This window comes from Pseudoalteromonas sp. Isolate3 (assembly GCF_022398505.1).
Classification (GTDB): Bacteria; Pseudomonadota; Gammaproteobacteria; order Enterobacterales; family Alteromonadaceae; genus Pseudoalteromonas; species Pseudoalteromonas apostichopi.
The window spans coordinates 1-16,340 of record NZ_JAKEVN010000098.1; the positions used below are offsets into that span (position 1 = coordinate 1).

Annotated in this window: 14 protein-coding genes; 8 read left to right on the plus strand and 6 right to left on the minus strand. The window is 39.8% G+C overall.

Annotated features, from left to right (window positions below):
• The first annotated feature begins 37 nt into the window (after window positions 1-37).
• Together L1D46_RS15990 and L1D46_RS15995 are read left to right on the plus strand one after the other, a co-directional pair.
• A complete protein-coding gene (locus L1D46_RS15990; protein ID WP_063703726.1) occupies window positions 38-382 on the plus strand; it encodes a DUF3302 domain-containing protein in 345 nt (114 codons plus the stop codon).
• A gap of 3 nt (window positions 383-385) precedes the next feature.
• On the plus strand, window positions 386-1,516 hold the full coding sequence (locus tag L1D46_RS15995) for an HlyD family secretion protein (protein ID WP_130052403.1): 1,131 nt from the start codon (window positions 386-388) through the stop codon (window positions 1,514-1,516).
• A gap of 60 nt (window positions 1,517-1,576) precedes the next feature.
• Here the strand turns inward: L1D46_RS15995 and dnaJ are convergent, their stop codons facing one another.
• Together dnaJ and dnaK are read right to left on the minus strand one after the other, a co-directional pair.
• Entirely contained in the window at window positions 1,577-2,716 is a 1,140-nt protein-coding gene (dnaJ, locus tag L1D46_RS16000; RefSeq protein ID WP_130052404.1) for a molecular chaperone DnaJ, read from the minus strand.
• A 228-nt stretch (window positions 2,717-2,944) separates the two neighbouring features.
• Entirely contained in the window at window positions 2,945-4,867 is a 1,923-nt protein-coding gene (gene dnaK, locus L1D46_RS16005; RefSeq protein ID WP_130052405.1) for a molecular chaperone DnaK, read from the minus strand.
• A gap of 238 nt (window positions 4,868-5,105) precedes the next feature.
• Here dnaK and L1D46_RS16010 point away from each other — a divergent pair, with 238 nt between their 5' ends.
• Entirely contained in the window at window positions 5,106-5,906 is an 801-nt protein-coding gene (locus tag L1D46_RS16010; RefSeq protein WP_130052406.1) for a thioesterase family protein, read from the plus strand.
• Here the strand turns inward: L1D46_RS16010 and L1D46_RS16015 are convergent.
• Window positions 5,895-6,671 carry a transporter substrate-binding domain-containing protein gene (locus L1D46_RS16015; RefSeq protein ID WP_239977856.1) on the minus strand — a complete coding sequence of 259 codons (777 nt, stop codon included), beginning with the start codon at window positions 6,669-6,671 and terminating at the stop codon, window positions 5,895-5,897. The genes L1D46_RS16010 and L1D46_RS16015 overlap by 12 nt on opposite strands.
• A gap of 139 nt (window positions 6,672-6,810) precedes the next feature.
• On the opposite strand from L1D46_RS16015, the gene L1D46_RS16020 reads away from it, so the two are divergent.
• From L1D46_RS16020 to L1D46_RS16030, 3 genes are read left to right on the plus strand one after another with little or no spacing between them, the layout of a single operon-like run.
• Complete coding sequence (locus L1D46_RS16020; protein WP_130052407.1) at window positions 6,811-8,049, plus strand: PqiA/YebS family transporter subunit; 1,239 nt, start codon at window positions 6,811-6,813, stop codon at window positions 8,047-8,049.
• Window positions 8,046-9,701, plus strand: coding sequence for an intermembrane transport protein PqiB (pqiB, locus tag L1D46_RS16025; RefSeq protein WP_130052408.1), 1,656 nt, complete (start codon window positions 8,046-8,048; stop codon window positions 9,699-9,701). Before L1D46_RS16020 ends, pqiB begins: the two co-directional genes overlap by 4 nt.
• Window positions 9,701-10,312, plus strand: a complete 612-nt coding sequence (locus tag L1D46_RS16030) for a PqiC family protein (protein WP_130052409.1) — start codon at window positions 9,701-9,703, stop codon at window positions 10,310-10,312. Before pqiB ends, L1D46_RS16030 begins: the two co-directional genes overlap by 1 nt.
• Here L1D46_RS16030 and L1D46_RS16035 read toward each other — a convergent pair.
• Window positions 10,295-10,786, minus strand: coding sequence for a GNAT family N-acetyltransferase (locus tag L1D46_RS16035; RefSeq protein ID WP_130052410.1), 492 nt, complete (start codon window positions 10,784-10,786; stop codon window positions 10,295-10,297). The two genes, L1D46_RS16030 and L1D46_RS16035, sit on opposite strands and share 18 nt — an antisense overlap.
• A 3-nt stretch (window positions 10,787-10,789) precedes the next feature.
• Window positions 10,790-11,194: an NUDIX domain-containing protein gene (locus L1D46_RS16040; protein ID WP_130052411.1), complete on the minus strand. Its 405-nt coding sequence runs from the start codon at window positions 11,192-11,194 to the stop codon at window positions 10,790-10,792.
• A 287-nt stretch (window positions 11,195-11,481) separates the two neighbouring features.
• On the opposite strand from L1D46_RS16040, the gene L1D46_RS16045 reads away from it, so the two are divergent.
• On the plus strand, window positions 11,482-12,864 hold the full coding sequence (locus L1D46_RS16045; protein ID WP_130052412.1) for a Na+/H+ antiporter NhaC family protein: 1,383 nt from the start codon (window positions 11,482-11,484) through the stop codon (window positions 12,862-12,864).
• 48 nt (window positions 12,865-12,912) lie between these two features.
• Here L1D46_RS16045 and L1D46_RS16050 read toward each other — a convergent pair whose 3' ends face one another.
• Window positions 12,913-15,798 carry an insulinase family protein gene (locus tag L1D46_RS16050; RefSeq protein WP_130052413.1) on the minus strand — a complete coding sequence of 962 codons (2,886 nt, stop codon included), beginning with the start codon at window positions 15,796-15,798 and terminating at the stop codon, window positions 12,913-12,915.
• Between the two features lie 166 nt (window positions 15,799-15,964).
• On the opposite strand from L1D46_RS16050, the gene L1D46_RS16055 reads away from it, so the two are divergent.
• Window positions 15,965-16,340 (plus strand): MAPEG family protein (locus L1D46_RS16055; RefSeq protein ID WP_239977857.1); only part of this gene is annotated, 376 nt, incomplete at its 3' end.

The following is a 16,340-nucleotide window of genomic DNA, read 5'->3' on the forward strand; positions in this document are numbered from 1 at the left end:
TTATTAAATTGATTATAAGTTAAACAAAGGAAAGTACATGTTTTTAGACTACTTTGCGCTAGTCATGCTCGTGTTTGTGACGGTTGTAATATTTTATGGTGTAATCGCTATCCACGATATTCCCTACGAAATTGCGAAAAAACGTAATCACCCTCATCAAGATGCTATCCATTATGCAGGCTGGGTTAGCCTATTTACACTGCATGTATTGTGGCCATTTTTATGGGTTTGGGCCACATTATGGCGTGATGACCGCGGTTGGGGCTTCAACCAGATTCAAAAGGAACAAGAAGACTTAGCTGAGAAGGTGGCTAGTCTGACAGCCACAGTCGCAGCACTACAAGCACAGGTTAATGCTCAATCGAATAATAAAGAGAAATAAAATATGGATTTGTTATTAATACTCACATATACCGCATTGTGCATAGGCATATTTAAAGTTTTTAAGATCCCGCTTAATAAATGGACCGTACCCACAGCAGTACTCGGTGGTGTGGTGCTGATTGGCGCTTTAATTCTTTTAATGAACTATAACCACCCACATTCAAATATGGCTAGCAGTGCCTATGTCACAACGCCGATTGTGCCAAATGTACGTGGCACGGTAGAAGAAGTTGCAGTGAAGCCAAATCAGCCAGTTAAGAAAGGTGACTTACTATTTCGTCTAGACGACACCTTGTATCGAGCAAAACTAAATCAAGCAATTGCGGCTTTACAAGATGCAAAGCAGTCAGTTCTTGGTTTGGAAGCGGCCTATAAATCAGCGCAAGCAAGTGCTCTGATGGCTAAAGCTGAATATGACCGCAGCAAGAAAGAATACGAGCGCTATGAAAAAGGCGCAAAAAGCGGTGCTTACTCAAAAGGCCAAGTTGATAATAAATTAGGTGTATACTTAGCAGCAAAGGCAAGTTATGAAGCAGCACAAGCAGAAGAATTACGTCAGAAGCTGGCATTTGAATCAGAAATAAACGGCGAACAAACCAAAATCGCTGCTGCTCGCGCTAATTTAGAGCAAGCACAATTTAACTTAGATAGCACCCGCGTACATGCACCAACCGATGGCTATGTTACACAACTTACATTACGTCCTGGGATGATTGCGGTCCCTATGCCACTACGGCCGGTAATGACTTTTGTGCACAAAGAAGACACTGTTTATGTAGCTGCGTTTAGACAAAATTCGCTATTAAGACTTGAACCAGGCTATAAAGCTGATTTTATCTTTAAAGCAATTCCTGGTAAAACATTTGCGGGCGAAGTAATCGATGTGTTACCCGCTATTGGTGAGGGACAAGTACAAGCACAAGGCACACTTATGGGCAGTGAGTTTTTTGCCCGTCAAGGCCGCGCTATTGTCACCTTAAAAATTACAGATGATATGAGCCAGTACCATCTTCCACAAGGAACAAGCACTGAGGTAGCTGTTTATTCTGAACACTTCGAACATGTCTCAGTGATGCGTAAAGTGTTGATCAGAATGAAAAGTTGGCAAAACTACCTATTCTTAGATCACTAAAGTAGGCAATTACCAATAAAAAAAGGCGCTAATTAGCGCCTTCTTACTATCTAACTAAAGTTACTTAGTTAGGTCATCGAAGAATTTCTTTACACCGTCAAAGAAACCTTTTTCTTTTGGACGGTTTTTAGAACCATCTTTACCCATGCTTTGCTCAAGCTCTTCAAGTAACTCACGTTGACGTTCGTTTAAATTCACCGGTGTTTCAATAACTACTTTACAGATCAAATCACCTTGTGCGCCACTGCGAACCGACTTCACACCTTTGCCACGCATACGGAACATTTTGCCCGTTTGGCTTTCTGATGGAATCTTCAGCTTTGCGCGACCATCTAGTGTTGGCACTTCAATTTCGCCACCAAGTGCAGCTGTTGTGAAGCCAATAGGTACTTCACAATACAGGTTATTACCGTCACGTTGGAAAATAGGGTGTTCGCGCACAGACACTTGTACGTATAAATCACCTGCAGGCGCACCATGCATACCCGCTTCACCTTCGCCAGATAAACGAATACGATCACCGGTATCAACACCAGCTGGAATTTTCACTGATAAGGTCTTAGTTTTTTCTACACGACCTTGACCATGACAGCTGTCACAAGGATCAGAAATAATTTGACCCGTACCTTGACACGTAGGACAGGTTTGCTGAACCGCGAAGAAACCTTGGCGCATTTGTACTTGCCCTGCACCATGACAAGTAGTACACGTTTTTGGTTTAGAACCTGCTTTTGCACCACTGCCATCACACGGCTTACAGCTTACCCATGTTGGAACTTTAATCTCAACGTCTTTACCACGAACCGCTTCTTCAAGACTTAAATCCATATTGTAACGTAAGTCTGAACCACGTTGTTGACGAGATTGACGACGACCACCGCCGCCACCAAAGATATCTCCAAACACATCACCGAAAATATCGCCAAAATCACCCTGACCGCCGCCGAAGCCACCGCCATGGCCGCCGCCACCTTGTTCAAAGGCTGCATGGCCGTATTGGTCATACATCTGACGTTTTTGCGGATCAGTCAGTACTTCGTAGGCATCTTTTACTTCCTTAAATTTAGTTTCAAGGTCTTTATCGCCTGCTGTACGGTCTGGATGATATTTCATCGCTAAGCGCTTATACGCTTTTTTTATGTCTCGTTCGCTGGCATCTTTGCTCACGCCGAGAACTTCATAATAATCGCTTTTTGACATTTCTATCACACTACTCTTTTTACTGCAGCTACACTGCGTAAGATAAATCGATTCATACCAATCGTGTTAAGTTAAATCTAAGCAGATTGGTCTCTTATCAATTTACCGTTTATATACATGCAAAAGGCGCGTCAAGCGAAATCGCTGGCGCGCCTCAATCATTTCATCCTAACTTAATTGGCTAAACAAAGCAGCCATTATTGCGTTAGGCAGAAGCGAAACAAGCAATTACTTGTCGTCTTTCACTTCTTCGAACTCTGCATCAACAACATCGTCGTCTTGTTTTGCAGAAGATTGCTGTGCACCAGCATCCGCACCGCCTTGTTGCTGCTGTGCTTTAGCTTGTGCAATTTCCATTAGCTTTTGTGATTTTTCAGCTAGAGCTTGAGTTTTCGCTTCAATCTCTTCTTTGTTATCACTCTTAATCGAAGCTTCTAGCTCAGTAAGCGCAGCTTCAATTGCTTCTTTATCTTCTGCTGGTAATGCATCACCCGCTTCTTCGATTTGCTTGCGTGTGCCATGAACCATTGCATCTGCTTGGTTACGAGTCGCTACTAGCTCTTCGAATTTCTTATCTTCTTCAGCGTGCGCTTCAGCGTCACGAACCATTTTTTCTACTTCTTCATCGCTTAAACCTGAAGAAGCTTGGATTGTGATCTTCTGCTCTTTACCTGTATCTTTGTCTTTAGCCGATACATGTAAGATACCGTCCGCATCTACGTCGAATGTTACTTCGATTTGAGGTGTACCACGTTGTGCTGGGCGAATACCTTCTAGGTTAAATTGACCTAGAGATTTATTGTCGCTTGCACGCTTACGCTCACCTTGTAGTACGTGAATCGTTACCGCTGATTGATTGTCTTCAGCTGTTGAGAAAACTTGTGATTTCTTAGTAGGAATCGTCGTGTTTTTCTCAATTAATGCTGTCATTACTTGACCCATAGTCTCGATACCTAGTGATAACGGAGATACGTCAAGTAGTAGTACGTCTTTAACGTCACCAGCTAGAACACCACCTTGAATCGCTGCACCTACTGCAACTGCTTCATCTGGGTTAACATCTTTACGAGGTTCTTTACCAAAGAACTCAGCAACTGTTTTTTGTACTAAAGGCATACGTGTTTGACCACCAACAAGGATGATGTCATTTACGTCGCTTACTGATAAATCAGCATCAGCTAGTGCACGCTTAAGTGGCTCGATTGACTTAGTTACTAAGTCTTCAACAAGTGACTCAAGTTTTGCACGAGTAACTTTAACATTCATGTGCTTAGGACCAGTTGCGTCAGCAGTCACGTACGGTAAGTTAACTTCTGTTTGCTGTGCAGAAGAAAGTTCAATCTTCGCTTTTTCAGCAGCTTCTTTAACACGTTGCATTGCAAGTGGGTCATTTTTAAGATCGATGCCTTGATCTTTCTTAAACTCTTCAACTAAGTAGTTGATAACACGGTTATCAAAGTCTTCACCACCTAAGTGAGTGTCACCATTAGTTGCAAGAACTTCAAACGTGTGCTCACCTTCAACTTCGTCGATTTCGATGATAGAGATATCGAAAGTACCACCACCTAAGTCATATACTGCAACAACGTTTTCACCTTTGTTTTTGTCCATACCGTATGCAAGTGCAGCGGCTGTTGGCTCATTGATGATACGTTTAACTTCAAGACCTGCGATACGACCAGCATCTTTAGTAGCTTGACGTTGTGAGTCATTGAAGTATGCAGGAACTGTGATTACTGCCTCAGTAACCGCTTCACCTAGGAAGTCTTCTGCTGTTTTCTTCATTTTTTTCAGCACTTCTGCTGAAATTTGTGGTGCAGCACGTTTTTCGCCACGTGCTTCAACCCATGCATCACCGTTATCAGCTTTTACAATTTTAAAAGGCATGATACCGATATCGCGTTGTACTTCTTCGTCTTCAAAACGACGACCAATTAGACGCTTGATTGCAAATAATGTGTTAGTTGGGTTCGTTACTGCTTGGCGTTTTGCAGGTTGACCAACTAATGTTTCACCGTCTTGCGTATAAGCAATGATCGATGGTGTTGTGCGATCGCCTTCCGCGTTTTCAATAACACGTGCTTTATCACCGTCTAGTACTGCTACACAAGAGTTAGTAGTACCTAAATCGATTCCAATAATTCTACCCATGAATCTTCTCCAACTTCAAAATTCGTTAAAACGTTCGATGACTAGTAAATAGGGGTGCAGGAAACTGAATTCAACTGTAAAAATGAAAAAAATATACTTTTTTTTGAAATATTTTCTAAATGGACATTTTTTCCTCAAAAAAATAAGTTTTCAGATACATTCTTAAAATCAAACAAACTGGTCTGATGAGCTTAGCTATGCTATAAGAAAATAAGTATGATAAATAACAAGGAAAATTATGCATTTTGAACAATTGCTCGCAATGGCAACAGAGCTTGGTAAAGACAACACAAAAGTGATGCAGTTTCCAGAAAATTGGTGCCAAGGTAGAACTGCCTTTGGTGGCTTATCTGCAGCACTACTCTACCAAGCAATTCGTCAACATATTGATAGTTCTCGTAGGCTACTTTCATTAAGCACTAATTTTGTTGGACCGCTTCTTGCCGAAACTGACTTTACTATTGATGTCGACGTATTACGTGAAGGAAAGAATAGCGCTCAAGTACTAGCAAAAGTGATTCAGGGTGGTGAAGTCTGTGTAATAACTCAAGCCTGTTTTGGCGCACAACGACAATCAGGAGTTAAGGTTGATGTTACAAAAACAATGCAACTAACTCCTGTTAATGAGCAATTTGTTCTTCCATATTTAGAAGGGCAGATGCCAGCTTTCTTCCAACATATTTCCCTTTGCTTACAACAAGGCAATATGCCATTTACTAACTCAGATACGTCTCACTTAGGCGGTTGGATGAAATTTAAGCACATACCAGAACAGATGCAAGAGGCACATATAATCGCGTTAGCAGATGCATGGCCACCCACCCTGTTGCAAATGTATAAGCAACCAGCACCGGCGAGTAGCATGTCATGGTACATTGAATTTGTAGAAGAACCTGCCATTGCCCATAACGGGTGGCTTGGCTATGAAGCAATTACACATCATAGTAAAGATGGCTACGGTCTAGAAGATGGCTGTATTTGGAGTGAAGATGGCAAACTTATCGCTCTCAGTCGCCAGACCGTTGCGTTATTCGCGTAACTTAGAATTTAAAAGCTGGGCATATTCAGTTCCATCAAGGCGAATAATAGCTTGATATTCGCCTGACTCAATGATCTCATCAAGACCTAAATTAAAGACATTCTTTAACGTTTTACTATGAAAATACGCAGGTCTTGGTGCTTCTTTAAATATTGCATGCACAACAAACGGTTTTACTTCACCGCTTTGTTTGTATTTTTCAAAATAATACAAAAACACTCGACGCTCTAAAATAATAACATCAACCCAGCCTTTCATAAGGTGATCAACTTGTGCTTCTTGATTAACGACTTCTTCGTATGAGCGTAAAATATTGGTAACCGATTTAAATGGTGCTTCAATAAAATTGGTTGCGTTTTGAAACGCCAAAACACTCTTTCCCGCTAAATCATAAATACTGTTAATTTTTAACTCTTTATTAGCAAGGCTGACCGCTACATTTTGGTAGCGCAGCAGTTCGTCACTTTTATAGACTCGTGTCGTAAGTGCATCAGGAAAGTTAAGTACAATATCAACCTTACCATGCATTAGCTGTTGCTCAGCACGCTTATTCGACATGTAATGGATATCGATATTAGAAATACCTTGAGATTTCAAAGCCGCTTTTAGTATTTCGAGTTGGATTCCGCTGTTCGTGTCTTCAATAACATAAGGAGGTAAAGAGGAGCTTGCAGCAACAATAATTGGCTTTTGCGTATTTGGCTCTGATAAACACTCGCCTTTAACACTAACAAACAACATTAAAAGGATAAATAATTGCTTCACTGCTCACCTTAAAAATTAACTGTATTAAAAAGCGTAATCACTTTGTACAAATATTAGCTTATATTGAACAAAGGTGCATTTGAATTTATACACTATTTGATGCAAACTAAACTAAGTTCTTGTTTAAGAGACCATAAGTTTGCAAACAGCCTGTCCTAGCTGCGATCTTGTTATAGAGATCCCACACTTAAGTGCAAAACAAGTGGCATTATGCCCACATTGCAATACAAAGCTTTCGGCGTCGCAAGCTAATCAAGATAGCATGGTTGTCGCACTGAGTTTAAGTGCTATCGTTATGCTCTTTAGTAGTATGTTTTATCCATTTCTATCTTTTACAAGTAGCGGTATTACCCAAACAATCACCTTACCCGATGCCGCACGAATACTCTTTAATTACGACAACGACTTTTTAGGTTTGTTCATTGACACAAGTATTATCGGTCTGCCCCTACTTTTATTGGTACTAATAATTCCTCTGCATTTAGGTTTACTAAAAGCGCTACCATACCAATGGGGAAAAAGAATATTAAAAATTACCTTTGCGTTAGAACCTTGGATCATGTCGGAAATTTTTTTAATAGGCGTAATGGTGAGCATGGTCAAAATTATGTCGATGGCCGATATCGAGTTTGGTGTGAGCTTTTGGGCTTACAGTGCTTTTGTAATTTGCTATGTAGCGGTTACAGCAAAATTAAATAAACACTCTTTGTGGCACCAACTAAAAGAGCCTGACTATATAGAACAAACACAACCGAATATGCGTGCAATTGATCAAGGTTTAAGAGCTTGTCATGTATGTGGACAGCTATGTGCAACAAAAACCTGTTCACGCTGCCACTCTAAAACATACAGCCGTAACCCATTTAGTGTGCAAAAAGCTGCAGCTTGGTTAATTACCTCAGTCGCCTGTTATATACCAGCCAATGTCTACCCAATTATGTATACAACGAGTCTTGGCGATGAGATGCCATCGACTATTATTGGTGGGGTTATGATTTTATGGAATAGTGGATCTTACCCCATCGCGATGATTATCTTTTTAGCGAGTGTAGTTGTCCCTCTAGCAAAAGCGCTTATTTTAAGTTTTTTGTGTTTTATGGTTATGAGGCCGGCAAACAGGCAAACAAAAAGTTATACACGCATATATCAATTGACTGAATTTATTGGCAAATGGTCAATGATCGATGTATTTGTTGTGGCGATTCTAGTAGCCTTAGTACAACTAGGAAACCTAATGTCGGTCACCCCTGGCATTGGCACAATCTTTTTTACTACCATGGTTATTTGCCAAATGTTGGCAGCCCATGCATTTGATCCACGTTTATTGTGGGATAACCCAGATAATTTAAGTACTGCGAAACAAGAGACCTTGGCATGAGCGAAACTGCTAAAATAAAAACAGCGCCAAATATATCAGCAATCTGGATCATACCAGTTATTGCCTTATTAATTGGCGCATGGATGTTGTACCAGTATCAAGCGAATAAAGGCACCACCATCTTTATAAAAATGCCACATGCAGAAGGGATTGTGGCTGGTAAGACAGAAATAAAAGTGCGTAGCGTGAAGATTGGCCAAATTGACCATGTACGTTTGTCTGATAAACAAAATAGTGTAATAGCACGTGCACAAATTGATAAACATTATGACAACCTACTCACAGATGATGCAAAAATTTGGGTTGTAAAACCACGTATTGATGATACCGGTATAAGCGGAATGAGTACCTTACTGTCAGGGGTGTATTTAGAATTTGCACCCGGAGAGAGTAAAAGACTTGCCGAGAGTTTTGAACTTCAGGATGAACCAGCATTAATTGGTAAAGATGTTAAAGGTGGACGCTTTACACTGCTTAGCTATAACGCAGAGGTGCTTGATGTCAGCACTGGCATTTACTTCAAAGATTATAAAATTGGTCAAATAGAAACAGCAACCTTTGATTGGAAAAACCAAGCGATGAAATATGGTATTTTCATCAAGGAGCCTTATCAAAATTTGATCACCTTAAATTCCATATTTTGGGTTAACTCAGGCATTGAAATAGACCTGTCGGCTGATGGTATTAATGTAAATACTGGCTCATTAAGCAAACTACTAAAAGGGGGAATTTCAGTTGGTATTCCTGAACAACAAGCACCCGGTGAAGTTGCCAGTAATGGCCATAGTTTTTCATTAAGTAATAGTTATAAAGCTGCTTTAGAGGAACGCTTTTATGATTTTGACTATTACTTAATAGACTTTGAACAATCAATTCGTGGCTTACGCCCAGGCGCCCCCGTTGAATACCGAGGTATGCGCATCGGTAGTGTGGTTGAAGCACCTGCAAGTGTAATCATAGATGGCAAACCTGCGCACTTTAGAACCGATAACACCGCAGTACCTGCCCTTGTAAAAATTGAATATGGTCGCCTATACCACGACAGCACTGCAGCGCGTGAGTTTTGGCATTCAAGTTTAGATGGCTGGATCAAGAGCGGCCTTCGTGCCTCGCTGAAACCAGGTAATTTATTGACCGGAGCTGTATATGTCGACTTAGACATATATGATAACGCAGAACCCGCCGAATTAAAGACCATAGCTGAGTACACAGTATTCCCTAGTGTGTCGAGCGGCATTACAGTATTAGCCGACCAAGTATCTGATGTATTGAACAAAGTTAATAACCTTAAAATTGAAGATAGCTTAGCGCAAATGCAGACCACATTTGCCGAGTATCAAGCACTTGCTCAAGACATGAGAGAGCTACTAAATAAACAAGATACTCAAGACTTACCGGGTGATATTAATCGCAACTTTGCAGAAATGACAAAAAGCATGCAACAATTCGATAAAACCATGAAACAATTTGAAAAAACCATGGCAAGCTACGAGCAAGGTTCAACGTTCCACCAGCAGTTGCAAACAACATTGTCTGAATTTAAACGTTTAAGTGAAGAGCTCCAACCGCTCACTCGTGGCTTAAACCAGCAACCTAATATGTTGATTTTTGATAAAGAGCTACCAGCAGATCCAACGCCGAGGAAACAATAATGAACTATAAACTCTGTGCTTCAATTGCATCAGTGCTATTACTATCGGCCTGCAGCCAAACTTCGTTTTCAACTATTGAGTATTATCAATTTTCGCAACCAATAGTTGCAATGCAACGCTTAGCTGAGAATACTCAAGCTCAACTCAGAATTAACACGGTACAATTACGCGGTGCGCTAAATAATCGTGGTATTGCTATGGTATTAGATAACAACAGAGTGAACGCTGCTAACTATCACCTATGGAGTGAATCACCTGATTTAATGTTAACTGCAAGTGCCCATCAACAACTTTACACTGAACTTAATAATTGGATGGTAATAAAAGGTTTACCTGTAATTACTGATTTAGATCAGCAAAGCTTTTATGAATTAGAGTTTGAACTACACCACTTTAACGGTGATGAGCAAGGTAATGCCAACATCGCTGGGCTTTGGCGCTTGTACTATACAACGCCAGACACGGGCCGAAAATTAAAAGCTGTAAACTATTTTAATGAGCTTACGCCTTTAAAAGAGAGTGACTACGAAGGACTTGTTGCCACACTTGAATCTTCTTGGCTTAAAGTCAACAAACAAGTAGCAAGCGACATTTCAAAGCTTGCTCTTTAATAAAAGTTTTAGTGGCTGATTGTCTTCGTTAATGATGACATCACCGATATACTCAAAACCAAGTTTTTGTAAAACTTTCTGCGAACCAATATTTGTTTGCGAGGTGATTGCTGTAAGTATACCAAACTCTAATACATGCTTTTTAGCCAGCAATAACTTTGCAGCTGATGTTGTTATACCCTTGCCTTCATACTTGGCTAGCAGTGCAAATCCTAAATCAGGAATAGCTAACGCATCTCGCTGAAAGAGACCCACCATGCCAACAGGTGTACCATCAGATAAACATACTATGTAACTACCAAACCCAAATTGCTGGTGGCTGTTAACAAAGTTTTGTTGAATATAATGTTCAGCTTGTGCTGGAGTATTTATATTTTTATTGCCGATATGCTCTAAAAATGTTGCTTGATTTAATAGCTCAACAATAAAGGTGGCATCATCTGGATGCCCTGCCCTTAAATATATATCTAACACTTGTTAAAACACCTTACTGACGACTTCATGAGTAAAATTAAGGCAATCAAGCACTCGCTCTTTTTGAACTGTTGAAAGCTCATCAATAGGGAAATAACGATACTCAGTATGCTCATTGCTTAACATTATCTCAGCATCATCATCCATATAAGCACGAAAAATAAACACATGAGAGTTGAACACAGTGTGATAATAGACACCACTTAAATAACCTATTTCAACGTCGCAATTAAGTTCTTCTTGGCATTCGCGCAGTAGCGCTTGATGAATGGTTTCGCCTTTATCTAAAGCTCCGCCAGGTAGCCCCCAACTTTTTTGACCATAGTTAGCTTTTAGTAACAACACCTGACCTTGACTATTGGTGATAACTGCATGACTACTGAGCCTGTAAGTATCTGAAAAAGCCATAAACTCTTTGCTCAATTATAATAACTATGTGACATAATTGATGAGTGTAAAGTAATTATCCCCACAATAAAAATTCTTATTGACTAAAATTATATTCAGGATTATTTTCCATGCGATGTTTTGGGCAAAACAAAAGCAGTATACCCTCTATACTGTCTGGCGCCAGCCAACGCAGGCACTTCCCCTAACGAGTCCATAAAGTGTGTTCGCGTAAAGCAGTTACTTGAGTCTATAGACTTTTGATTTCTGTAAGCAATCTCGCATTGCTTAACTGTGTGAAAAATATAATGCAAGAACCTTCTGCGTTAAGTTTACTGCCACCAGTAGTTGTGGTTGTTTTGGCCGTATTTTTACGCCGCCCTATTTTATCTTTACTTATTGGTGCTTTATTTGGTTTAGCCATGCTAGGGCCTGATGCTGTGCTATCTAATTTTGCTGATATATCATTAAAAGTAATGCAAGACGAAACCATTGCCTGGCTTATTCTTGTTTGTGGTGGCTTTGGCGCTTTAATTGCTTTACTGGTAAGAACTGGTGGAGCCAGTGCATTCGCCGAATTTGCGTTAAAGTTTGCCAAAGGTCAGCGTTCATCTTTGCTTATGACATTTGTGTTAGGCGTGATTATTTTTATCGATGATTACCTAAATGCATTAACAGTGGGTGAAACCATGAAGCGTATCACCGACAAGTTTAAAATAAGTCGCGAAATGCTCGCTTATGTTGTTGACTCAACAGCGGCACCTATCTGTGTGCTTGTGCCACTATCAACATGGGCGGTATTTTTTGGTGGCCTATTAGTCGATAACAATGTCGCACCTGAAGGCCAAGGTATTGCCGTTTACATCCAAGCTATTCCTTATATGTTATATGCTTGGTTTGCAGTAATTGTTGTATTACTGGTCAGCTTAAATGTAATACCGGCTTTTGGTCCGATGAAGAAAGCACAACTCTGTGCCATCAACAATCAAATCGAAATTTCAAATAACCAATACACAGATATTCAAACAGCTGATGAATATGCTGTAAAAGCAGCAGAAGAAAACTTTGAAACAGCAGCATCGAACGGCAAGCTATATAATTTTCTAGTTCCAATTATATTACTTGTCGCGTTTACCGTTTACTTCGACATTGATGTATACAAAGGATTACTCGCGACCTTTGCTGTGGTACTACCATTTTATATATTACAAAAGTTGATGACATTGTCAGAACTTATTGAGCGTATGTTGGATGGCTTTAAAAGTATGATCCCCGCTATAGGGACTGTAGTTGCAGCTTTTATATTTAAAGATGTGTGTGATCAATTAATGCTTCCGCAATATGTGATCAATACCTTAAGCCCTTACATGACCGCACAATACTTGCCTGCAGTGGTATTTTTAGCAATGGCAGTACTTGCCTTCGCAACGGGTTCTAGCTGGGGCATTTTCGCAGTAACGATCCCTATTGTGATGCCACTTGCTTACGCTATTGATGCCAATATTCCTTTAGTAATTGGCGCTTTATTGTCAGCATCGTCGTTTGGTAGTCAAGCGTGCTTCTATTCTGATTCCACAGTTCTTGCAGCACAAGGCTCTGGTTGTGATTTAGTCAGCCACGCTATTACGCAACTTCCTTACACCTTACTAGCAGCAACAGCTGCGTTTATTGGATTTTTACTTATTGCATAATAGAAAAGCCCAAGCAATTGCTTGGGCTTTTGTTTATCAACTATTAAGTTACTTTTGGAATTTAATTCCTTTGTAGTAAGTCTCTAAACTGTCGACTTTAGTTTGGTTTTTAAGATCTGCGAATGGTTTATCAGCAAACTTACTACCACGCATTTGAATGTTCAAACGCGGAGCTTGATCGTTTAGCATGGTTTTCTTGTAGTAGTCTTTAAGATCTGCCAAGGTTACGTTTTCAACTTCGGCGATAAGCTTTTCCTTAGAATCAAACTTAAAGTTCTCACGGTACCAATCAGAAATCAGCGGTGACATTTCATCACTTAGGTTCTTAGGTTGCTCTTTTAAAGACACAAGAGTTGCATTTTTAAGTTGTGCAAATGTTTCTTCTGTCATGTTATCAAGCTCTACAGCATATTGCTTCTTAAACTCATCAAAACGCGCTTGCATTTCTTTCGGGCCTTTCACTGGTGTTTGGATATAAAGGCCTAAAGCAGAATAATCTTCAATAGGACGAGCTAAAGCACCAACTGCATAAGCAAGTTGTTCTTCTGTTCGTAACTTATCGAACGCAACGGTTCTAAAGTGACTTTGTAAGATTTGCGCTTGCGCTTTTTGTTTATAGCCAGGAGTTGGGTGAACAACCATATCAATGATAGCCACATCAGCTACATCGATATCTTTTTGCAGCACAATGCGCTCACCAGGTTGAGGTAACCATGCTTTGCTTCTGGCAAACTCCGTTGCTTTATGACCTTTAGGCAGAATAGCTGTTAGCTTACTAGCAATAGATTCAACGTCATTTTGGTTATAATTACCAAACGTGAATACGCGTAAATCATTTGCAGCAAGAGTTGATTGCTTGATAGCAGCAAAATCTGCAAGAGTTAGCGCATCTGCCGCTGCAATCAAGGTTTCAGTATCAAATTTACCGCTACGAGTAAGCTTCGAGTACTCACCAAATGCTTGATAGAAAGGGAACTGCTTTTGCTGATTTAGTAAATCACGCTTAAAACGATCGATAGCTTGTGCAAAGCCTTCTTTAGACACATCTAACGTTAGATTTTCAAGAGCCTGAGCTAGAAGCACATCTTGCTTATCTGTAAAGCCACTAAGCGATAGCACAAGGCCGTTACTTGGTTGTAACCCTAAACTCATACCGGCAACTGCTGCTTCTGTACTTAATTTACTTTGTTGTAAGTTATAAAGATCAGCCCAAATTGAGTAAAGAACTTGCGATTTTACATTCACAAGGGCATCTGGCGTATTGATGTAAACTTCTACAAGGCCTTTTGGTTGCTCAGCAAACTGCTGACTAGCTTGACGCCAAACTTTAACACCTTGCTTATCAAATACCAGTTCAGGGTGCGCTTGTTGTTTAAATTCAGCAGTCTTAATTGCAAAGCTTTCTGGTAATAAGCGGTTTACTGTTGGTAATGCTAAAGCGTATTCGCTTGGTTTGTTCCAACTTGCAACTTCTGCTTCACTGATGTCTTCTATACGGTATTTACCATCATAGAAATGTAGCTGTGAATCTGTTTCTTCTTGCTTTGAAATATACCAAATACGTAAAGTATCTTCATTTAATTGCGAAAGTACATTTTGCACCGCACCTGCATCAAACTGAGCATAATAGTAAGGTGCGTTTATTGCGTTGTTCACAGGGAACTTTTGCATGCTATCAGTAAGGTTACTCACATAACCAAACTCATCACCTTTTTCGAGGAATTGAAATTCGTTATTTAGAGAGGTACGAATTTCATTAAAGTATTTGCTATCAACCCCCTGCTCTTTGATAAGCGCAATGTATTGCATAACCATAGCGACAATTTCTTCGCGGTTTTGCATGCCAGCATCAGTCAATTCAATATTAACCGTTAAGCTGCCGTAGTTACCATATTGTGTTGGTGCATCTGAAGCTGATAAACGTGATACCCAGCCTTTATCACGCAAAATTTGTGCAGGACTACCTTGCATTTCGTTACTTAAAAGGTAAGAAACAAAACGATTTGGTTTTACCGCAAATTGTGAACTGTTATCTGCAATTGTGAACTCTAACTGTAGCTGTTTTACATCTTCATTTGGTGAGTAGTAAACACGCTTTCCGCCAGCAACAGAAAAGTCTAACTTATCAGTCACAGTAGGTTTTTCGATGTTTTTATTTTCAATATCAGCAAAATACTGTTTAGCTTTTGCTTCCATTTCAGCCAGTGGACGATTTGAGATCATCGCTACTTTCATAATGTTCGATGAATAATATTTGTTATAGAAAGCGACGGTTTCTTTATGTAAATTGCTGCCTTCTTTATCCCCTAAGGTTTCTAGGTTACCAATCAAGAAACGGTTTGCAGGATGTGAGCCCATCATTTGACGTGCCAGTTTAAACTGACCAAAAAAGTCCATTTCACGACGCATTGACCACTCAGCGTTTACCGCATTTTTTTCTTTGTCTGTGTATTCAGGGTAAAGCTTTGGTGATTTAAAGAAATCTGCAAAGCGGTCAAGTGCTTCGTCGTAGGCATCGTTATTAACTTTGAACATGTAGTTTGTGATATCTAACCAGGTGTAAGCATTATGTGCGCCACCATTTTTAGTCATAAAATCACTGTAACCTTTAGTGTCTGGGTAACGATCTGTACCAAGGAACAACATGTGCTCTAGATAATGAGCCATACCTTGTTGCGACATAGGGTCATGCAATAAACCAACACCAACACTAAGTGCAGCAGCTGACTTCTCAGCACTTGGATCTGAAATTAGAATTACATCAATTTCGTTATCGAGTTTTAATGTTTTATATTCGCGGGTGTCGTTTGGACTGATTACCAACGAATCAGGAATAAGGTTAGTATTAGCAGCAGGAGGCGTTGTGGTAGAAGTAGAAGAACAACCTGCTAGCACTGCAAATGCGATTGCACTAAGTCCTATTATTTTTTTCATTATTTTGTATCCATTAGAAATTGAATAAATTTTTATTTATCATGTGTTTTCGAGCGCCGCAATTCAATGCTTTTCAGCTAAGTTACAGCAAAACTTTGTAACACATTGTGAAAATGCAGTACTTACGGTTAAGATTAATAGCAATAACTATAACAAAGGATGAGCTATGGAAAAGTGGCTAATTGTAGCAATGTTCACTCAGGTCTTTCTGATTTTTACTGTGATGTACATTATGGGTAAACGTCGTTTTCGTGCAGCAAAACTAAAAACTATTGAAATGAAAGACTTCTTAACAATGGAACTTGAAAAGGCTGGGGATAACGTTCGCGTAGCAGATCGTAACTTTATTAATCAATTCGAAATGCCAGTGCTGTTTTTTATTGCGTGTTTAACAGCCCTGCAAGTAAATGCTGTGGGTACTGTTTTTGTTGCACTTGCTTGGCTCTATGTTGCATTAAGAATTATTCATAGCGTAATACACTTAACATCAAATACCTTAAAATCTCGCTATTATAGTTTCGTTGTCAGTAGCTTTATTATGT